Origin of the sequence: Elizabethkingia bruuniana (assembly GCF_002024805.1) — a bacterium.
Lineage (GTDB): Bacteria > Bacteroidota > Bacteroidia > Flavobacteriales > Weeksellaceae > Elizabethkingia > Elizabethkingia bruuniana.
In genome coordinates, this window is record NZ_CP014337.1 from 3,863,598 (window position 1) to 3,884,533 (window position 20,936).

At 36.2% G+C, this 20,936-nt stretch carries 20 protein-coding genes; 7 read left to right on the forward strand and 13 right to left on the reverse strand.

What is annotated here, in order from left to right:
- Nucleotides 1-178: 178 nt before the first annotated feature.
- Nucleotides 179-1,864 (forward strand): DUF6909 family protein, encoded by a 1,686-nt coding sequence (locus AYC65_RS18130; protein WP_034871814.1) that lies wholly within the window; start codon nucleotides 179-181, stop codon nucleotides 1,862-1,864.
- A 68-nt stretch (nucleotides 1,865-1,932) separates the two neighbouring features.
- Here the strand turns inward: AYC65_RS18130 and AYC65_RS18135 are convergent, their stop codons facing one another.
- The 4 genes from AYC65_RS18135 to AYC65_RS18150 form a co-directional block, all read right to left on the reverse strand.
- A complete protein-coding gene (locus AYC65_RS18135; protein ID WP_034871813.1) occupies nucleotides 1,933-2,313 on the reverse strand; it encodes a hypothetical protein in 381 nt (126 codons plus the stop codon).
- Nucleotides 2,314-2,322: 9 nt separating this feature from the next.
- Nucleotides 2,323-3,726 carry a nucleoside recognition domain-containing protein gene (locus AYC65_RS18140; protein ID WP_034871812.1) on the reverse strand — a complete coding sequence of 468 codons (1,404 nt, stop codon included), beginning with the start codon at nucleotides 3,724-3,726 and terminating at the stop codon, nucleotides 2,323-2,325.
- Between the two features lie 79 nt (nucleotides 3,727-3,805).
- Complete coding sequence (locus AYC65_RS18145) at nucleotides 3,806-4,213, reverse strand: type II toxin-antitoxin system VapC family toxin (protein WP_034871811.1); 408 nt, start codon at nucleotides 4,211-4,213, stop codon at nucleotides 3,806-3,808.
- Nucleotides 4,213-4,458 (reverse strand): DUF6364 family protein, encoded by a 246-nt coding sequence (locus tag AYC65_RS18150; protein ID WP_034871810.1) that lies wholly within the window; start codon nucleotides 4,456-4,458, stop codon nucleotides 4,213-4,215. Before AYC65_RS18150 ends, AYC65_RS18145 begins: the two co-directional genes overlap by 1 nt.
- Nucleotides 4,459-4,652: 194 nt before the next feature.
- Here AYC65_RS18150 and AYC65_RS18155 point away from each other — a divergent pair, with 194 nt between their 5' ends.
- Nucleotides 4,653-5,324, forward strand: coding sequence for a methyltransferase domain-containing protein (locus AYC65_RS18155; RefSeq protein ID WP_034871809.1), 672 nt, complete (start codon nucleotides 4,653-4,655; stop codon nucleotides 5,322-5,324).
- A gap of 18 nt (nucleotides 5,325-5,342) precedes the next feature.
- Here AYC65_RS18155 and AYC65_RS18160 read toward each other — a convergent pair whose 3' ends face one another.
- The 5 genes from AYC65_RS18160 to AYC65_RS18180 form a co-directional block, all read right to left on the reverse strand.
- A complete protein-coding gene (locus AYC65_RS18160) occupies nucleotides 5,343-5,852 on the reverse strand; it encodes a DUF6973 domain-containing protein (protein ID WP_034871808.1) in 510 nt (169 codons plus the stop codon).
- Between the two features lie 11 nt (nucleotides 5,853-5,863).
- A complete protein-coding gene (accD, locus tag AYC65_RS18165; protein ID WP_034871807.1) occupies nucleotides 5,864-6,721 on the reverse strand; it encodes an acetyl-CoA carboxylase, carboxyltransferase subunit beta in 858 nt (285 codons plus the stop codon).
- A gap of 61 nt (nucleotides 6,722-6,782) precedes the next feature.
- On the reverse strand, nucleotides 6,783-7,853 hold the full coding sequence (gene fbaA, locus AYC65_RS18170) for a class II fructose-bisphosphate aldolase (RefSeq protein ID WP_034871806.1): 1,071 nt from the start codon (nucleotides 7,851-7,853) through the stop codon (nucleotides 6,783-6,785).
- A gap of 65 nt (nucleotides 7,854-7,918) precedes the next feature.
- Entirely contained in the window at nucleotides 7,919-8,779 is an 861-nt protein-coding gene (locus AYC65_RS18175; RefSeq protein ID WP_034871805.1) for an NAD kinase, read from the reverse strand.
- A 3-nt stretch (nucleotides 8,780-8,782) separates the two neighbouring features.
- On the reverse strand, nucleotides 8,783-9,436 hold the full coding sequence (locus AYC65_RS18180; RefSeq protein ID WP_034871804.1) for a CBS domain-containing protein: 654 nt from the start codon (nucleotides 9,434-9,436) through the stop codon (nucleotides 8,783-8,785).
- Nucleotides 9,437-9,499: 63 nt separating this feature from the next.
- Between AYC65_RS18180 and AYC65_RS18185 the strand changes: the two genes are divergently transcribed.
- Nucleotides 9,500-10,423 carry an SDR family oxidoreductase gene (locus AYC65_RS18185; RefSeq protein WP_034871803.1) on the forward strand — a complete coding sequence of 308 codons (924 nt, stop codon included), beginning with the start codon at nucleotides 9,500-9,502 and terminating at the stop codon, nucleotides 10,421-10,423.
- A gap of 61 nt (nucleotides 10,424-10,484) precedes the next feature.
- A complete protein-coding gene (locus AYC65_RS18190) occupies nucleotides 10,485-11,807 on the forward strand; it encodes a TolC family protein (RefSeq protein ID WP_034871802.1) in 1,323 nt (440 codons plus the stop codon).
- A 98-nt stretch (nucleotides 11,808-11,905) separates the two neighbouring features.
- Here the strand turns inward: AYC65_RS18190 and AYC65_RS18195 are convergent, their stop codons facing one another.
- The 4 genes from AYC65_RS18195 to AYC65_RS18210 all read right to left on the reverse strand — a co-directional run bounded on the left by AYC65_RS18195 (nucleotide 11,906) and on the right by AYC65_RS18210 (nucleotide 16,400).
- Nucleotides 11,906-12,544, reverse strand: a complete 639-nt coding sequence (locus tag AYC65_RS18195) for a 50S ribosomal protein L25/general stress protein Ctc (RefSeq protein ID WP_034871801.1) — start codon at nucleotides 12,542-12,544, stop codon at nucleotides 11,906-11,908.
- 57 nt (nucleotides 12,545-12,601) lie between these two features.
- Nucleotides 12,602-13,543 (reverse strand): ribose-phosphate pyrophosphokinase, encoded by a 942-nt coding sequence (locus tag AYC65_RS18200; RefSeq protein ID WP_034871800.1) that lies wholly within the window; start codon nucleotides 13,541-13,543, stop codon nucleotides 12,602-12,604.
- A gap of 83 nt (nucleotides 13,544-13,626) precedes the next feature.
- Nucleotides 13,627-15,150, reverse strand: coding sequence for an SGNH/GDSL hydrolase family protein (locus tag AYC65_RS18205; protein ID WP_034871799.1), 1,524 nt, complete (start codon nucleotides 15,148-15,150; stop codon nucleotides 13,627-13,629).
- Nucleotides 15,151-15,161: 11 nt separating this feature from the next.
- A complete protein-coding gene (locus AYC65_RS18210) occupies nucleotides 15,162-16,400 on the reverse strand; it encodes an OmpP1/FadL family transporter (protein WP_034871798.1) in 1,239 nt (412 codons plus the stop codon).
- A gap of 346 nt (nucleotides 16,401-16,746) precedes the next feature.
- On the opposite strand from AYC65_RS18210, the gene AYC65_RS18215 reads away from it, so the two are divergent.
- From AYC65_RS18215 to AYC65_RS18225, 3 genes are read left to right on the forward strand one after another with little or no spacing between them, the layout of a single operon-like run.
- Nucleotides 16,747-18,081 (forward strand): PSP1 domain-containing protein, encoded by a 1,335-nt coding sequence (locus tag AYC65_RS18215; RefSeq protein WP_034871797.1) that lies wholly within the window; start codon nucleotides 16,747-16,749, stop codon nucleotides 18,079-18,081.
- Nucleotides 18,068-18,538 (forward strand): gliding motility lipoprotein GldH, encoded by a 471-nt coding sequence (locus tag AYC65_RS18220; RefSeq protein ID WP_034871796.1) that lies wholly within the window; start codon nucleotides 18,068-18,070, stop codon nucleotides 18,536-18,538. Before AYC65_RS18215 ends, AYC65_RS18220 begins: the two co-directional genes overlap by 14 nt.
- 8 nt (nucleotides 18,539-18,546) lie before the next feature.
- A complete protein-coding gene (locus tag AYC65_RS18225) occupies nucleotides 18,547-20,931 on the forward strand; it encodes a penicillin-binding protein 1A (RefSeq protein ID WP_034871795.1) in 2,385 nt (794 codons plus the stop codon).
- Nucleotides 20,932-20,936: the final 5 nt, after the last annotated feature.

Below are 20,936 nucleotides of genomic sequence, written 5' to 3' on the forward strand. Positions count from 1 at the left end.
TGTAAGGGCTTTTTTATTTGGCTGAAAAAATACTGGGTTATTTGCCTTGTTGTAAAATAGTTTTAAGAGATCTTTAAGCATCATTAATTTTATTTAATAAAGGCTTTTTTACGTGGGGCAGAGGATAGAAAACTTTCACGGAATGAGAATATCTCCTATATTTGCTAAAAGAAATAGTATGGTAAATTCAAGAGCGAGAGAAACGACAGAGGCTATCGAGCGTATCTATGTTTCCATGCGACACTTATTCTACAGAGGGTTTTTCAAACCTGGAGGTATTTCCGGCGAAGCATTACGAAAACTTTTAATGATCATTCAACCAGAGATCTACGGTAGTATGGGGAATCCCAACAAAGTAGAGCTTAATGGTCTTTTATATGTTTTGGACAGACTTCCGGAAGGAATAGAAGAATGTGCTTTTATTCATTTAACTTCAGATGAAGGCTTCGAAAAAGGAAGCTTTGACCCTATAGTTCCTAAAAAACGTCGAAGAAATTGTTATCGTATAGATGAACACCAAATGAATATTGAAGTTCTTTTGGGAAGATCAGAAATCTATGATATTCTAACTCACCTTACATTCTTATATCTTGAAGCGGATAAAATACGTGATATTGGCTTCGATATGAATGAAGGCGGGCGTCCTAAACGTGTTTGGAAAATTATTGAAGAGGTTGCATTAGGAGAAAAAAAGTTTTCCAGAAAGGAAAAAGAAGTGGCATTGGTTCATCTTTCAGCATTGCTGGGAAGACCATTTGATGAAACTTTAGAAGCTTATAATAACTTTGGTGATGATGACAACCCAGATCGTTTATTCAAGATTATTTACTGGTTAGGCCAGATAAGTCTTGAAGACTGGAAGGAAAGCAGAGAGCGTGAAATTTATTTCAGTTCAATTCTTCAGGAGCGTGTAGGGCATCACTTCTTTGGTGAGAAATGGGCGAATAATGTAAAGACAGTCTTGGTAGAAAATAACCTTCACGAAAGACCTTTACATATTATAAGTGCCAATATGCACAGTGTACAGAATATGCTTTTTGCAAATGATGCACTCAACAAAAAAGTTACAAAAGAAGTAGATTACCTTCTGTATCAGAAGATAAGTAATACAAAAGAGCTTAGAGATAAGATATCAGATTATGCTCAGAATAAAAGCGTTATCTATATTGATGATAACAGTGGAAGTAATATCGATGTTCAGATCATTGATCTGGCAAAAACAGATCTTAAAAATAGCCCGCTAGGACACTATAAGTATTCCGGAGACGATGTTATTATGGTCTTTGATTATGCTTTTGGAGAGCAGGCTTTTGAAGTAATGGATGAATTGCTTCGTCCGTTTGAAACAAACAGCATTACATTCAAAATGAATGTGAAATCTGTTTCTGTAATGGGTAAAGCTGGTATTCTTACCGGAGGTAAAGGAGATATTATGATTCCTACATCTCATATTTTTGAAGGAACAGCAGATAACTATGTTTTCAAAAATGCATTGAGCAAAGATGACTTTACAGACAATGAGCTGAAGGCATTCGAAGGAAGCATGATTACCGTTTTGGGAACTTCACTTCAGAATAAAGATATCCTTTCTTACTTTATGACGACTTCATGGAAAGCTGTAGGACTTGAAATGGAGGGTGCACATTATCAGAAAGCAATTCAGATTGCATCTAAAATCAGAAATCACATTGAAGAAGATTTGTTTGTAATCTATGCTTATTATGCATCGGATAATCCACTGGAAACAGGTAGTACACTATCTTCAGGCGGATTGGGTCTTACAGGTGTAAAACCGACATATCTGATTACATTAAGAATTCTGGAAAAGATTATTGAAAAAGCAAACCAGAAGAAAGCTAAATAAAATAAAAACTCCCTGAATTTCAGGGAGTTTTTTTATGTTGTTTTTCTAAATAAATCTGAGAAATATTGCTATTGAATACTGTTTATTCTGTTGATAACAGGCATAGCGAAGATTCCGCTGGTTTGCAGGTATTTCTGATACATAGCTTTTGCTTTCTCTCCATATTCAGCGTTATTTTCCTGTTGGTAATGGAAATAAAAAAGATTTCCCAGCATTTCGTAATAATCGGGGTGATCTTTTGGTTCTCTTTCCTCAACCAGTTGAATCAGTTCTTCCAAAGTTTTGGAAGATACATCCTGGAAATTCATTTTGAAAATATCCCTCATAAGAGAATCAAAATCCAGTTCTTTCTGCATCAGGCTCTCTTCTGGTTTTCCTAAAAGCAGCTTTTCCAAAGCCTGAGAAAGCTGTCTGATTAATCGTATTGTAAAATCTTTATCCTGAATCATATTTTTAATTTATCCAAAAAACATATAAGCTAATAAAATAGAGGTAATAACGCCTACTAAGTCTGCTAAAAGCATTGCACCTACTGTATAGCGTGTATCACGAATAGAAACAGCTCCAAAATATACAGCGATTACATAAAATGTAGTATCAGAGCTCCCCTGTAATATAGCAGAAAGTCTTCCCTGAAAACTGTCGGGTCCAAAAGTCTGCATGGTATCTACCATCATACCACGTGCTCCGGAGCCGCTTAAAGGCTTGATCAATGCTGTCGGAAGTCCGTCTACAAATCTCGTATCTAGATGTGAAAGGTTTGCCAGATATTTCATTCCGTCGATAATAATATCAAAAACACCGCTGGTTCTAAGTAAAGAGATGGCGATAAGAATTCCTACTAAGTAAGGGATAATCTTTACACAGGTATAGAAACCTTCTTTTGCGCCTTCTATAAAAGCGTCGAAAATATTGATCTTTTTATAAATACCGCCTAATACAATAAGTAAGAAGATTAACAGAATAATACCATTGCTCAGAAGCTTACTAAAGTCATCCAGCTCTTCCTTGTTCAGGCGAACAAGAAACATTACCAATAGCGCTATAATAGCAGAAATACCACCTAAATAAGCCAAAACAACTGGCTGTAACAGGTTAATCTTTTGTTTAAAAGAAACTATGATCATTGCAGCCATTGTTGCAAAAAAGGTTGCAATCATACATGGCAGAAAGATATCTGTAGGCGTTGCAGACTTCATAGAAGCCCGGATAGCAATAATACTAACGGGAATTAAGGTTAATCCGCTGGCATGTAAGCACAAAAACATGATTTGTGCATTGCTGGCTTTGTCCTTATTTGGATTTAGGGATTGCAGGCTTTCCATGGCTTTTAGACCAAAAGGTGTCGCTGCATTATCTAATCCCAGAAGGTTAGCACTAAAGTTTAGCATCATATGACCAAAAGAGGGGTGTCCTTTCGGGATTTCCGGGAATAATTTTGAGAAAAAAGGTTGTATTAAGCGGCTAAGGAAATTGATACCTCCTGCTTTTTCGGCAATGCTCATAAAACCCATGAATAAGGTCATGATACCGATCAACCCAATACAAATATCAACAGCAGTTTTACTGGTGCTAATTACCCCGTCTGAGGCTTGAATCCGGTATATCTTAACGTCTTCACTGCCTTCTTTCTTGCTATAGTGAATTCTGCTCTCCTGATAATTCGGGTTTTTAGCAATTGAATCCCGGATTATCGGTGAAAATTGTGACAGATTTTTCTTTCCGATTTGTATAGTATCTCCGCTTTTTCCTACAATCATGTCATTGTAGACCGATTTATAATCATTAGAGCTGAGGTATTTAATACTTGCAACGGCAATTGCAACGATAATGAAAGCACTCCAGATTCTGCTTAAAGCCATTTATGCTAAATTTTAGTAAATGTAAGAAATTTGTAATTCTGTTCTTTGTCTTTTTGATGAATTCTTATTACGATACAATTTAGAGTTTTAAATATTCTTTTGCTGTTAGTATAGGCAATATAGAAGACTTAAAATCTTTTTTGTTTCTTGTGATAATATGACTCATGTTATTTTCAATAGCTGTATAGTATTGTATTCCGTCTTCAAAATCCCGGAAATCAGATGATAAAGACAATTCTATTATTTTATCATCGACAGCAAGAATATTCACTAATACCTTAAATTGTGAAATAATCTTTCTTGTATCATTAATATTGTAGTGCCTTGACAAAAGATAATAAGTATTGGCTATTGTTAGAGCTGATATATGAAGTTTTAATTCTTTTTTATCAGCAAGTGTAAATAATTCCTGAGCTTCTTCATAGTACTCCGGGCGCTTCTGAAGTAAGTCGATAACAATATTAGTATCTACAAAAATATTTTCCATTATAAATATTTTTTGCTTAGATATTCAGAATAGTTTCTTTTGTAATCTTCTTCAGATTCATATGGGATTAAACCCGTTAGGCTTTGCACCAGCGGACTTACTTTCCTTTCTATTTCTTCCTTTGTTGTTAAAGAATTTAGATAATTTTCGATCAGTTTTGAAAGACTGGTATGGTTGCTTTTTGCATAATCTTTGGCACTTTCGATAATATTTTTATCTAAATTTAACGTTAATTTAGTATTCATTACAATTTGGTTTACGTGTAAAATTAAATATTTATTACGTAATATCAAAATATATTGATTCTGCTTCTTATTCGCAAGTACAGTAAGGTTATGATAAAAATTTTGTTAAATAATCAATCATAAGTGCTGAAAAACTTATATTTGATTGTATAATAGCTGTTTATCTGCATTAAAACCATTTCACACAATATACAATGAGAAGTATACCATATATTATCAAAAGAACAATTTTTCTGATTAAAGAAAGAGGAGTTGTTAACAGTTATAAGTTTATGTATTCCCGCTATGGTTATTTCTTAAAATATGGGATAAAGTTATCCAAAGTATTTACTCCGGATGAGCTTAACTTGCCCAATATGTATGCCTATAAGTATGAACCTATTATGCATTATTCATTCAACAGAATGCTGAAAGGAATTGATTGGGACTGGAAGGAGAGTACCTTTATAGATATTGGATGTGGGAAAGGAGCTGCTATTTTATTGGCTACACGCTATAATTTTAAAAGATATATTGGTGTAGAATTATCTCCCTTATTGGCTGAAGAATGCCGGAAAAATATCAGAAAATTTATAGGAAAGAAAGAAATAGATTATGCCGTTTATAACTGTGATGCCACAAAATATGCAATTCCTGATGATGTAAATGTATTCTATTTTTTTAATCCTTTTGCACCACCTGTCTTAAAGGTTGTTTTGTACAATATTGAATTGTCTCTTATAAGAAACCCCAGAAAAATATTAATTCTGTATTTCAATGCAATGTATTTACCGATAGTTTTGGATAGTGGGTATAAAATCATTTATGCAGAAAAAACAGATCCTGTTGCCAGATACAAATACGGAAGTTTCGCACTTACAAACTAAGTATAAGGTGCCGGAATACTATAACTGAATATACATTAACTGATCTCCAGCATCTTCATCCATACTGGAAATAAATACAGCATGGCGTGTTTTTTCGATAAGCCCGTTGATAAAAAATGAAGTTTCGAAAAATTGACGGTGTATTCCAGGTAACAGGCTTTCAAAAAACTGAATTCCTATTGCGTTGTTGTGCAGGTCCATCTTGGTTTGTAAGGGCTCATTGGGAAAAAGCTCTTCATGAAAATCTGTGACTCTTTTGCACCAACGGATACACTTTTGGGGTGAAGATACCTTACAGCAATACATCAGAATCAGACAACACCATAAAGCATGTCTGAAGGCATTTCCTTTACCATCTGTACTATTGGTTCTCGGGAAATATTTTTTTGCAATAAGATATGCCCGAACAGTTGCGACAAAGGACAATATAGAAAAAATAGGGTTGCTTAAAGAGAGTTTAAGCAACCTTATAAATTTTTTAAATGTTAATTGTCTAAAAGTATTAATAAAAACTTTTAGGGTTTTCATTAACTTGTGTTTTAAGCGTTAACATTCATCAGTAGCCTCATTGATCTGGATACCGTATCTTTAATTTCGTTTCTTCTTACGATAAAATCTACAAAACCTTTTTCTAAAAGGAATTCAGATGTCTGGAAACCTTCAGGAAGATCTTTACCGATAGTCTCTCTGATAACTCTAGGACCAGCAAAACCGATAAGTGCACCAGGTTCAGCCATAATGATATCAGCAGTCATTGCAAAAGAAGCTGTAATACCACCAAAAGTAGGGTCTGTTAAATAAGCTACATATGGTAAGCCTTTGTCTGAAAGCTGAGCCAATTTAGCCTGAACTTTTGCTAACTGCATTAGTGAATAAGCCGCTTCCTGCATTCTTGCTCCACCTGACTGGCAAATAATCATAAATGGTAATTTATGCTTCATTGCATAGTCGATAGCACGGCTAATTTTTTCTCCCATCACAGAGCCTAATGAACCTCCGATAAAAGAGAAATCCATACAGGAAACTACAAGTTCCAATCCGTTTACTTTACCAACAGCATTACGTACAGAATCCGTTAATTTTGTCTTGCCTTTTACTTCTTTTAGTCTGTCAGTATAAGCTTTAGTATCTTTAAAATTAAGAATATCTACACTTTCTACATTAGCATCTAATTCTTTAAACTTGTTGCCATCGAAAAGCATATCGAAGTACTCTCTGCTTCCAATTCTCACGTGGAATCCATCCTCAGGAGAAACGAAGTTATTGTTCTTCAGCTCTTCATGCTCAATAATTTTTCCTGTTGGTGTTTGGTGCCACAATCCTTTCGGAGAATCTTTCTTCTGCTCCGTTGGTGTGTTGATGTTTTGTTTCTTTCTTTTAAACCAGTCAAAAGCCATTTTCTAATTTATTTAAGAGAAGAAACAGAGCTAAAATTTTAACTCTGTTTCTGTTGATTTATTATTTAAGGGTATCAATATTATTTAGATCCTCGAAAGCTTGAACAAGACGTTTAGAGAATGTTTCCTCTCCTTTTCTAACCCATACTCTTGGGTCGTAGAACTTCTTGTTTGGTACATCTGCTCCTTCCGGATTACCAATCTGATGTCTCAGATATTCTATTTTTTCATTCATATAGTCTCTGATTCCTTCTGCATAAGCAAACTGAAGGTCAGTATCAATATTCATTTTGATAACACCATAACCAATTGCTTCACGAATTTCTTCAAGTGTTGAACCTGAACCTCCGTGGAATACAAAGTTTATTGGTTTATCCGCTGTTCCGAATTTCTCCTGAACATATTTCTGAGAATTATCTAAAATTTTTGGTGTAAGTTTTACGTTACCTGGCTTGTATACTCCGTGAACATTACCAAAAGCTGCTGCAATAGTAAAGTTATCAGAAATTGCTTTTAGCTTTTCATATGTGTAAGCTACATCTTCCGGCTGAGTATATAGCAATGAGTTGTCTACACCAGAGTTGTCTACACCATCTTCTTCACCTCCTGTTACACCGATTTCTACTTCCAAAGTCATCTGCATTTTTGCCATTCTTTCGAAATATTTCGCGCTGATTTCCAGATTCTCTTCTAAGGGCTCTTCAGAAAGGTCAAGCATGTGAGAAGAATATAGAGATTTTCCGTTTTGCTTATAGAATGCTTCACTAGCATCTAAAAGTCCGTCGATCCAAGGAAGTAATTTTTTTGCACAATGGTCAGTGTGTAAAATAACAGTTGCTCCATAAGCTTCTGCTAATGTGTGTATATGTTGTGCTCCGGCAATAGCTCCAAGTATTGCAGCTCTTTGTCCCTCATTAGATAATCCTTTTCCTGCATTGTAGATTGCTCCACCATTAGAGAACTGGATAATAACTGGTGCGTTAAGTTTAGCGGCTGTTTCCATTGTTGCATTGATGTTGCTGGAACCGATAACATTTACTGCCGGTAAGGCAAATTTGTTTTCTTTTGCATACTGAAAAATGTCAGTAACCATTGAACCTGTGGCCACGCCAGCTGGAAACATTTTGCTCATTTTCTTATTTTTTTATTTGATGTAGGTTATTTGAAATTTTATTTGGTAAAGATAAGAAATTCAGGTTAATTTCTTTTATCGTTCCCCCAAAGTAGTTTTTGTCTTATTGTTTCGAAAAAGCTGATATCATCAGGCTGCACTAAAGATAGTGTGAATGGCGCTTTTTCAAGAGAAATTTCTTCTAAAGTATCGATGTGGTATAATCTGGAATCCAGAGAAAGAGAATACTGTGGTACACGGCTTTCTACTTTCAGACGGATTTTTACATCGTCTTTTAATATCAGCGGTCTTACATTAAGGTTGTGTGGTGCAATGGGTGTAATGGCAAAATTATCATTCTCAGGAGAGATAATAGGTCCGCCGCAACTCAATGAATAAGCAGTAGATCCTGTCGGAGTAGAAATAATAAGTCCATCTCCCCAGAAAACATTCAGAAACTCATCATTGATATAAGAATTAACCGTAATCATGGAGGTTGTTTCTTTTCTGGAAATAGTGACATCATTCAATGCGTACGGAAAATCTATATTCACTCCGTTTACTCTAATGACTGATCTTTGAGTAATGATAAGTTCCTTATTCAGAACTTTATCTATATTATCAAAAACTTCTTCTTTGGTAAAGCTTGCCAGAAATCCTAATCTTCCGGTATTGACCCCGACTACAGGAATGCCCAAATCCTGAACAAAAATTAATGCATTCAGAATGGTACCGTCCCCACCGAAACTAAAAAAATAATCAATCTCCTGATCTTTAAGATCTTCTTTGTTTGAAAAAATAGGAAAAACCTTGGAAAACTGTAATCCTTCAGCAGTGTCCTTATGAAGTACAGCAGTAACATTTCGTTTGTTGAGTTCAGAGATAAACCTGCTCAGATATAGAAATGTGTCCAGATCTCTCTTTTGTGTGTATATAGCTGCCTTCATAAATCAAAATTCCATATATTTTTGTAAAAAACCAAAACGATCTTTTAATAAGTCATCTTTTTCATTGTGGTAAAATTTGTGAACCACAATATAGTTGTACCGGTCAAATGTTTCATCAATAGAGCTCAGGTTCTCGCTGCTTATTTTCAGTGCTATCTGGATAGTTTCTTCTGTCATGTGATAGATGAAGGCTCCGTAAAATTTTCCGTTATTGCTTTCTACAATTTTAGCAATCTCGGTCATGGAGTAATTCCGGGTAGCAGTCTCGACAATTAAAACAGCTCCGTTTTCTGAAAACAAAGGATATTTAGAGAAGTCCGCAAAGACATCTTCGCAGGAAATGTAACCTAAATACTTTTCATTCTGATTGATAATCGGAACAACATTCGCGTTGAATGTATGCAGAAGTCTGATGCTGTCCAGAGAAGTGCTGTCTTCCAGCATCGCAAATCTTTCCAGATGATGACTTAGTTCATTAAGATGCTTGGCTTCACTTTCTTCTATAAGTTCGGTACTTATATTTCCAAGAAATACACTATTCTTTTTTACAAAAATATGGGAGTAGCCAAAGTCCCGCACAATAGCCTTAACTTCTTCCAGAGAATCTGATAGATGAAAGGCGGGATAGTCTTTAGAAATATATTCCTTAATAAACATTGCGCTAATTTAGTAAAATATTAAAATATCTTTTTTAGCTTCGTATCAATAAATATAATAAAAATGAATGGTAAAAATGATAATCTTCAGATAATTCTTATTACAGGCAGTAACGGTTTTTTAGGAAGGCGCCTGATAAAAGAATTTTCGGGGCTGCATTATAAAGTTATAGCAACATCTCTTAGTGAGAACAAAATTTCAGATTTACCAGAGAATACAACCTTCAGAAAATTGAATATTGCTGATAAAGAAGAGGTAAATAATATTTTTAATGAATACAAACCTTCTTTTGTAATCAATGCAGGAGCTGTAACAAATGTAGAGGGCTGTGAAAAAGATAAAGATTTTGCCTATGCTATTAATGTTGATGCAGTAGTGAATATTGCAGAACAGGCTAAAAAGCATAAGAGTCTTGTCATACAATTATCAACAGATTTTGTGTTTGATGGACAGAATGGACCCTACAAAGAAGATGATAAGAAATGTCCGGTGAATGAATATGGAAGGACTAAAGCTTTATCTGAAGAGAAGTTGGAAGAGGCCGGATGCGACTATGCCATACTAAGAACTATTCTGGTGTATGGAAATTCAGACGACCCGGCCAGAGGGAATTTTGTTTTATGGGTAAGGAAAATGTTATCTGAAGGAAATGAAATTAAAGTCGTTAATAACCATTGGAGGATGCCTACGTTTATTAACGATCTTGCCGTAGCCTGTCGCCAGGTAGTAGAAAAGAAAGCTAGAGGAATCTTTAACATTAGTGGAGAGGAAGAATACAGCATAGAAGAATTTGCCAGAAAAATTGCACAGTTTTACCATTTAGACGAGAGTTTAATTACAGCTATTTCATCAGAAGATATAGGGCAGGATAAAAACAGACCAGTGAGAACAGGATTTGATCTTTCTCGTGCAAAAGAACGATTAGGATATAGGCCTAAAAGCCTTACGGAAGCCTTGATTATAATGGAAAATGAGGTAGGAAAATAATTTTCAGAAGTTATTGTAACAAACCAATATTTTATACGTCTAATTGAAGTAAAACAAGACTATGAAGAAAATCTGTTGTTTATTGTTATGCGTTGGACTTTATTTTTCAGCAAGCGCCCAAAAAAAATGGACCTTGCAGGAATGCGTAGAATATGCAATGAAAAATAATCTGAAAGTCATACAGAATCAGTACAATAAACAGATTCAGGATAAAAACCTTTCAATGGCTAAAAATTCTTCTTTGCCTACGCTGGGAGGGTCTATATCCAATAATGCCAACTTTGGGCAGAACATAACAAATACAGGTATTGTTAACCGTACCGATAACTACAATAACTCTATCGGACTAGGGGCTAATATCCTTATCTATAATAATGGCAGGCTTGAAAAGCAGGTACGTAAAGCTAACTATGATATAGAAGCAAGCATTTATGATCTGGAAACGGTAAAAAATGATGTTTCACTACAGATTGCTCAGCAATATCTTTCGGTTTTACTGAATAAAGAAATTATAAAGATTAATGAGAGTGCTGTAAACAATGCCCAGAAGGCTTTTGATAAAGCGAAGATGACAACAGATGTAGGGACAACTCCATTGACTGTCCAGTACGAAGCTGAAGCTGCATTAGCAAGAGAAAAGCAAAATCTTAGTAATGCCCGTATCGAAACTGAGAGAGCTTTGTTTAATCTGGCACAGTTATTACAACTGGCAGATTATAAAACTTTTGATGTAGAAGACCATAGAATAGATGGCTTAACTGCTCCTTTGGTATCTGATGATAGTGTTTTGAACAAAGCATACGAAACTCAGCCTCAGATTAAAGCGGCAGAATCAAGAATAAAATCTTCTGAAACCCAGACTTTGATAACAAAAGCCTCTTATTGGCCGACAATAACAGGAAATGCGGGTATAGGAACTAACTATTATACGTCGCTGAATCAGAATCAGTATACTGCACCACCATTGTTTAAACAGTATAAAGACAACTTTTCTCAACAGTTAGGTCTTTCTGCTAATATTCCGATTTTTAATCAGGGAAATACAAAAGTACAGGTAGAGCAGGCTAAAATTAATGAAGAGATTGCGAAAAACTCATTGGCTCAGCAGAAACAAGCAGTAAAAGAAAATGTACAAAAGGCTGCATTTGATGTTAATGCTAATTATGAAAAGTATTTGGCTGCACAGGAAGCAGAAAAGAGTACGGGGTTAGCTTTGGATTTTGCTCAGAAAAGTTATGATGCAGGGAAAACTACAATTTATGACCTGAATATTGCCCGTAATAACTATGCGAATGCTCAGGGGTCTGTAGCACAGGCAAAGTACAATTATCTGTTTAGTCAGAAATTACTGAATTTCTATGCAGGTATACCACTGAGTTTATAATTAAGAGAAAAAATTATTCTTCAAATATTTTTTAAATAAGGTTCTAAATGAAAAATCCCGCATAACGCGGGATTTTATTTTTAAATATTCTGGGGATCTTATCCTTCGAAAGATTTTTCTTCAGTTGTCGGAACATCTGGAGATACAGTTTCTTCTTCTTCGTCATCATCAGCAGCAGCTCCTGCTTTCATTGCATTTCTAGACATCTTAACAGCTGCAATAACTGCGTTGTCTGGGTGCATGAATGCATAAACGTCAGTTTTGATATCACCAACATAAATTTTGTTACCGATGTTTAGTTTAGTAACATCAACAACAACTTCATCTGGTAAGTTAGCTGGAAGAGCTTTAATTTTCAGTTTTCTGAAAGACTGACGTAAAACACCACCTCTAACAACACCTTTTGCACGTCCTGTAATTCTTACAGGAACTTCCATAATTACAGGCTTATCTTCTGATAATTGGTAGAAGTCAACATGTAAAATTTTGTCAGTAATTGGGTGGAACTGAATGTCCTGAAGAACAGCTGGGATTACCTGACCATCAACCTCAATAGATACCGTGTGTGCTTCAGGAGTGTAAACTAAAGCTTTAAAACTTTTCTCTTCAGTAGAGAAGTTTAAAATTTCAGTACCTCCATAAACAACACAAGGAACTAATTCAGCATCACGTAAAGCTTTTGTAGACTTTTTGCCCACGCTTTCTCTTTTTGTACCTTGAATTGTAATAGATTTCATTATAAATGAATTTTAAAATGTTTAAAATTTTTCGAGTGCAAAGATATTAATTATTTTTTAAATAATAAATTTATCACTAATAGATTGATGTTCGTGAACACTTCTCATAACATCTGCAAATAACGGAGCACACGATAATACCTTTATTTTAGAGGATAATTCAGTGTTTACAGGAATTGTATCTGTAACGATTACTTCTAAAAGTTGAGATTTTTCGATGTTTTCGTATGCCTTTCCGGAAAGTACACCGTGTGTAGCCATTGCTCTTACAGTTTTAGCACCCTTTTCCATAAGGATATCGGCTGCTTTGCAAAGAGTTCCCGCTGTATCGATCATATCGTCTATAAGAACAACGTTTCTGTCTTTTACATCACCAATAAGGAACATTTCTTCTACAACATTTGCCTTTTTTCTTTCCTTATAGGCAATTACTACTTCTGCACCAAGGTGGCCAGCATAGTTTTTAGCTCTTTTAGCTCCTCCCATATCCGGAGATGCAATAGTAAGGTTTTCGATATTTAAAGACTGAATGTAGTCTATGAAAATTGTAGAAGCATACAAATGGTCTACCGGAATTTCGAAGAATCCCTGAATCTGATCTGCATGTAGATCCATTGTCATGATTCTTGTAGCACCAGCTGCTGTTAAAAGATTGGCCACTAATTTAGCACCTATCGGAGCTCTTGGCTTATCTTTTCTGTCTTGTCTTGCCAATCCATAGTAAGGGATAACAACAGTAATGTTTTTTGCAGAAGCTCTCTTTGCAGCATCAATCATTAGAAGAAGCTCTAATAAATTGTCTGCCGGAGGAAATGTTGATCCAATTAAGAATACCCTTCCGCCTCTTACAGACTGTTCTAATATAGGCTCAAATTCGCCATCGCTAAAATTTAAGATATTAATGGCTCCAAGATTCTGGCCATAGTGGGTAGCAATTTTCTCTGCCAGTTCTTTACTAGTTCTTGTAGAGAAAAGGTAGGTTGGTTGACTCTCAATCATCTTTACTTTTTATTTGGTGCAAATTTAAAAAAAACCACCCAATTGCTCGAGTGGTTTTTATAATTAATATTTAAATATTTGATTTACGGGAATTTAACACCAGAGTAATCGTTAGGATTAACCTGTGTTAGAGTAGATCTGTAAGTTTTATTAATTGCCTTAATAAACTCATTTGCAATAACTGCATAACCACGGCCTGTTAAATGTACACCATCAAGAGAGAAAGCTCCACCTGTAACAAATGTTGCAGTATATTTTACGCCATTGTACTGAATTCCTGACTGAGAGCTCAATTCTTTCATTTTTGCGTTAGCATCTACGAAGGCATAACCATTGGCAGTAGCTGCTGCCTGAATAGTTGTGTTATAGCTTGCAATTGCTGCATTTATAGTTGTAACTTCTTTAACAGTTAATACATAATTGTCAGCGAAAGGATAAGCAACACCATTAGCTCCTAATGCTGCAGGAATTCCAGGAGGTAATGTAACCTGCGCTCCGATAGCACTTCTAGTAGTCAATGGAACTAAGTCTCCCGGAGCAGCCTGTCTAGCCTGCCCGTATGTTGCTCCTAAATATGGAGCCAGTGCTGCTAACGTTGGATTTCCGCTAGCGAGAGCTGCTGCTGTAATCTGTGCACCCAAGTTAGGTAAACTTTCATCCTGAATTAATAAAGGATTTGCTGCAGTTTTGGATAGAGGTTTAATTCTGTCTCCTGCTCCAAAAGCTGTTAATATCTGATTTAAAGGTCCGTAAAGACTAGCGTTTAACTGATCAATGGTTGCATTACCAACGGTAACATCTCCTTTACCTAATGAAGCAGCTGTAAGCGGATTATAAGGTACAGTTGTTAAAGACGGAATTGTTGTAACATCCGGGATATTTGCAATAACACCTTTTGCTTTTGTGCTGGCAATCTGAGCAACAAGAGCATTGTAATAGGTTTTAAACATATCCGGAGGAGTCAATGTTTCTTTCGTATCATCAGCTCCTGCCAGAGCGTATAATAGAGCATCGTTATTCCCGATCCATAATGAGAAGAATGTTGGTTTCTGAGAAATGAAGTCTGCAATAACAGAAGTTGTAGCACTAGATGCAAATCTCACAAAATACGGATTTGCAGTTTTAGCAGCGAGACCACCCGGATTACCATATCCCGGAGCAAGTAAATGTGCAACTTTTGCTCCTGGTACACCCATATTATTGTAAGGTCTTCCGGCTGCTACATTATCTAATGCTGCTCCTGGATCTGAAGGTACAGGAGTTAGTGCTCCGTCAACAACTTTCAATTCTAATTTTCCTGAGAAACCTGGAAGGTTAGAAAAACCACCAGTATTATTTGGCATTAATGGTTGTTTGAATTCACCTCCACCTGCAAGCTTCATCTGGGCTGCGATTATGGAAGGATAAGACTCTTTCTGCCCGTCAAGGTAAAGAGCGTTATCTCTATATCCGGAAGTCAAAGAGTTTCCTAAAGAGATATAATTACTGAAGTCAGCATCACCGTTGGTAGGCTTTATACTTGATACATTTTGATCGAAGTCTGTTTTACAGCTCGATAAAGCAAGAAATGAAGCAACGGATAATGATGTTAAAATATATTTTTTCATGTTATTCAATATTAAAATGCATTATATGAAAGACCAAGTCCGAAGATAAAAGCACTTCCTTTTATCTGTCCGCTCATGTTGTAAAAGTCATTGCTAACAGTTCTGCTCTTGTAGAAGTTGTAGCTGGCTGCTAAATCTACTCCAAGCTTTCCAAACTTAAGTCCGATACCTCCTGTTAATACATTGTTATTCATGGAAGGAGTTTCCGGGCTAAACTGGTTATCATTGTAAGGAGACTCATCATAGTAATATCCAAGTCTTCCGGCAATCATATCAGTAAACCAGTATTGTGTACCTACTCTGTAAGATTTCGTGTTTTTGAAGTTTTTAGGAGCTGAATAAACTCTCATGTCGCTTGGGTCGTTTCCTAATTTAGCGTTAGCAAAGTTGATGTTCAGCTTGCTGTAACGATCCCATCCGTAATAGTTGAAGTCTCCTGACACTGACCATCTTGGAGTTACCTTATAAGTTAAACCAATTGTATATTCGTCAACTAATGGTAACATTGCTTTGAAAGAATCTGCTCCGGTGCTGTTTAATCCTAATGCAGGATATAATGCTGGTGATACGTTGCTAAGCTGTACAGTACCGTTGTCTGCTTTCATATCTACTGCAGAACGGTATGCAACAGAAATGTCTAATTTTTCGTCCGGACGGAAATAGAAACCTAATCCAAATCCGTTTCCTTTTGCTTTTTCATCTTTCAGATTTGCTTCACCATTAACAAGTGTTGCTGTTTTTGTCCAGTCCAGTTTTCCTGTTGCGTGGATATAGCTAACCCCCACAGACATCCATGGTGCTAATTTCACAGAGATCATAGGCTGGAAGAAGAAAGATCTTAGATTTAGTTCCTGGACAACCTCTCTGCCTTCCCAGTTCTTATCCCAAACCAAGTGGCTGCCATATGGTGTTGTGAAACTGAAACCAACAGAAACATTCTCTAAAACCTTATAAGTTACTGCCGCATAGATCGGAGTACTTATAGGATTGTCTGTTTTGTAAGATTGTAATGTTGAAGGATTCTGAAATGTCATTGATGTTTTTACCCCAAAGCCCCCAGCTGCAACGCTAAGCTTAGAAGGGATAAATGAAATACCTGCCGGGTTGAAGAATGCTACACTGGCATCTTCTGTGTGAGCACTGGTATGAGCCATTGCAAGTTGCTTAACCCCTTGTAAGGATAGCCTGAAACCACCTGCATATGTTGCCATACTTGCTGCTAGTGCTACAGATAAAAAAACTTTTTTCATAATTACTGGAATAATTAATTTTCTCAAATATAAAATTATTTTATTTACAATTGTTAATTCTTCGTTAATATTTAAGGTTTTATCGGAAGAAAAACTATGTTTAAAATACTATTTAGCTACAAATATACTATATTAGGAGCGTTTAGGAGTCTTTGTTTTTTTGTTTAATTTTTGTATTTGTTAAATTAGCGGAGTATTCAGAAATTGTACTGTTTTTATATTTTTAATAATAGGTTTTATTATTTGAGAAAATGTTATTAAAATATGCCTAGTTGTGAAAAATATAAAATAAAAAAAGCATCAAAAAAATATTATAAATTTGCAGTAATTAATATAAATAGAAAATATGAGTTGTGGATGTAAGACATCCGGCGATTCTTCCCATTCGTGTGGGCCGAAAATCTCCTCGAATGGCTGTGAAAATGTAGATACCTGCGGGAATAGTTATAAATTAAGCGTTTTTGACTGGTTATCCAATGTAGCTCAGCCTACATCGAATCAATGTCATTATGTAGAAGTTAGGTTTAAGAATGACCGTAAAGCTTTTTATCATAATGTAAATAAGCTGCCGCTTCATATAGGTAGTGTTGTCACAGTAGAATCAAGTCCCGGACATGATATAGGTGTAGTGAGCCTCACCGGAGAACTGGTGAAAATCCAAATGAAAAAGAAAAAGACCTCAGAAGATCAGGCCTTAAAAGTATACCGAGTTGCTTCAGCTAAAGATGTCGAAATCTGGCAGGAAGCTCGCAGAAAGGAGGATGCTATTAAGCTGGAGGCAAGAAAAATTGCACGAAATCTCAATCTTGAAATGAAGATTACGGATATCGAATATCAGGGAGATGGCGCAAAAATAACATTCTATTATACTGCGGAAGGAAGAGTAGACTTTAGACAGCTTATCAAGGAGTATGCTGTTGCTTTCCGTACTAAGATTGATATGAAACAGATTGGTTATCGCCAGGAAGCTGCTAAAGTAGGAGGTATAGGTTCTTGTGGACGCGAATTATGCTGCTCCACATGGTTAACAGACTTCCGTTCTGTAAATACACAGGCTGCAAGATACCAGCAGCTAAGTATTAATCCACAGAAATTGGCAGGTCAGTGTGGTAAATTGAAATGTTGTCTTAATTATGAGTTGGATAGTTATGTAGATGCTCTTAGCGATTTCCCGTCTTCATCGACTGTTTTAGATACCGAAAAAGGAAGGGCTTTCTGTATAAAAATTGACGTTTTCAAAAGAAAAATGTGGTTTGCTTATGTAGAAAATTCTATGAGCTGGTACGATTTGGATATCCAGATTGTGAAGAAGTTTATCGGTATGAATAAGAGAGGCGAAAAGATTCCACCTTTAGAAGATTATAAGGTAGACGATAAACCTTTGCAGACTGTAGATCTTATTCAGGAGAATAATGTGGATCGTTTTGAAAGGAAAAGTAAAAACAACCGCAACAGACAAAAGGGGCAGAAACCTAATAATAACAATAAACAGGAAAACAGACCGCCGCAGCCAAAATCGGAAGCAGAGCAAGTTTCTAAACCTAGACAGAAGCAAGAAGCTGAAAATACAGCTAAAACTGCTCCTCAGGGAGAAAAGAAACCGAATAAGCCGAATAATAAAAGTAAAGCGAATTTCCATAAAAATAAAAAGAGACCACCAAGGCCTGATGCAGGGGTATAAATTTCTTGTAGTTATTGCTTTTTTAGGAGTACTAACGGGTTGTGTATCTCCTGATGAACAAGTTAGAACAATCTCTCTTGATGGTAAGTGGGTGTCTAAATATCCGGCTCGTTTCGAGTTTGATATTCAGGATGCACAGAATCCAAAAAATATTATATTTGTTATCCGGAATAATAATGAATATCCTTACATGAATCTACGCTTACAGGCCTCTGTATCAAAGATTAATGAAAAAGGAAAAGCAACTGAAATTCTGAATTATATGTTTGCAGAACCTAACGGTATATGGACCGGTACAGGATTTGGTGCAACAAAAGAGACCTTAGGTCGTTATAAGATGAATTACAGATTTCCGGGTAACGGGAAATATAAAATAGAACTAAAGCACCTGATGTTTAAGAGCCCATTAACGGGATTGGAAGACATAGGAATAAAAATAGAAACGGTTAAGCCATAATATATTAAATGGAAAATAACACTAAAAATAAGCAGCAGTCATTTCCGCTGCCCCCTAAAAAGAAAAAGCAAACTTCGGATAAAGGGGTGAAGAGATGGATAAAGTTTATATGGTTAGCTCTTGCGGCTTTTGTCGTTGGGATTGCCGGACTTTTCTTTATGGTTTCTCAGGGATTTCTTGGGGAAATGCCTGATGTTAAAGAGCTTGAAAATCCTGACATCTATGTTGCATCAGAGATTATTTCATCCGATGGTGTTTCATTAGGGAAATTTGAAAAAGAAAAAGTTATTCCGATTAAATACAAAGACCTGCCGCCTCACCTTATTTTTGCACTTCAGGCAAAAGAAGATGAGCGATTTAAAGAGCACTCAGGAATTGATATGAAATCGATTTTCAGAGCTGTTCGTTTTGGTGGTGGACGTGGTGGAGGATCTACCATTACCCAGCAGTTGGCGAAACTTCTTTTTACAAGAAATGTTTCTAAAAATAAGTTTCAAAGGGTATTCCAGAAGCTAAAAGAATGGTCTGTAGCAGTAAGCTTGGAGAAGAGGTATACGAAAGAAGAAATCATAACGCTGTATTTCAATAAATTCGACTTTACCTACAATGCAAACGGGATTGAAATGGCTTCAAGAATCTATTTCAATAAACATACAAATGAGCTAACCTTACCTGAAGCTGCAATGTTTGTGGCAATGCTGGAAGCTCCGAATGCAAATAATCCACTGAAAAATCCGGAGAGAGCAAAGCTTCGTAGAGATGTTGTATTAAAGCAAATGCTGGATACGGGATATATCGATGATAATACCTATAACCAGGCTATTAATACACCGATCGTTACGGATTTTCATCCGGTAAAGAGTGTTAATGAAGGCTACTCGGCTTATTTCAAGTTCTATCTTAGAAAAGAAATTGACGGATATCTTAAAGATTATGAAAAAGAAACAGGAAGACCTCTGAATCTTTTTCGTGATGGATTAAAGATCTATGTAACACTTGATTCAAGAATGCAAAAGTATGCTGAAGAGGCTATAAAGCAACACTTGACTGTTCTTCAGAAAAACTTTGATGCTGAACAGGCACGAAATCCAAACAGACCATACTATCTGATCAGTAAGAAAACTGCAAATGATTTGATGATGGCAGCTGTAAAAAGAACAGGACGTTATAAGCAAATGAAGGCTGAAGGAATGTCTGAAGATTCTATTATGCTGGATTTTCATAAAAAGACTAAGTTAACAAGGTTTACATGGGATGGAGAAGAGGATGTGGAAATGTCTCCTTGGGACTCGATCCGTTATCATAAACAAATTGCACAGGCTGGTTTAATGTCTATGGAGCCTGCTACAGGAAACATCAAAGCCTGGGTAGGAGGAATCAACTGGCAGCACTATCAGTACGACCACGTAAAACAAGGTAAACGTCAGGTAGGATCTACATTCAAGCCATTTGTTTATGCTACTGCGATTATGAACCTGGGGTATACGCCTTGTACGGTAGTATCTAATGCCAATTATAGCAAAGGAGGATGGAATGTAAGAGGAGGAAGAAGCGGAGGATCTCTTGCGCTTCGTGATGCTCTTGCACATTCTCAGAATGCCGTTGCTGCACGTCTTATTGAAAGTACAGGTGTAGACAAGGTTATACAGTTAGCACGTGATCTTGGTGTACAAAGTGATATTCCAAAAAATAATACAATTGCTCTTGGTTCTTCGGATATTACCATTTACGAGATGTTGGGTGCATACAGTACCTTTGCTAACTTTGGAACTTATACCAAACCAGAAATGGTATGGCGTATTGAAGATCCAAACGGCCGTTTAATAAAAGAAGTGAAGCCTGAGTCTAAAGAAGTCATGAATGAAGTGTATGCTTATACAATGATTGACATGATGAAAGGTGTTGCTGAGTATGGTACGGCATCTTCCGGACTAAAGAGATTAGGAATTAATGCTGAAATAGCTGCTAAAACAGGTACAACCAATAACAACTCCGATGGTTGGTTTATGGGGATTACTCCTAAGCTTGCAACCGGTGTATGGGTAGGTTGGGAAGACCGTGCAACCCACTTCTATAGTACTGGTGAGGGACAGGGAGCGAGAATGGCACTACCAATATGGGGATACTTTATGCAGCGAGTTTACAAGGATAAATCATTGGGTATAACTCAGGAAGACAGATTCGTGAAACCTTCCACATATGACGGTTGTAACTCACTAAAAGGGCTCGGAGGTTATGGAGATGAAGGAGGACTTCAGACGATTGATGAGGTGAGAAGCCCAAGACCGCCATCGAATAATGGTAACCCTGATAACAATGGGCAACCGGCGAAAAAAGAAGAAAATATTAACGATAAGATCAATAAGACAGACGATATTGATTTTAATAAATAAACATT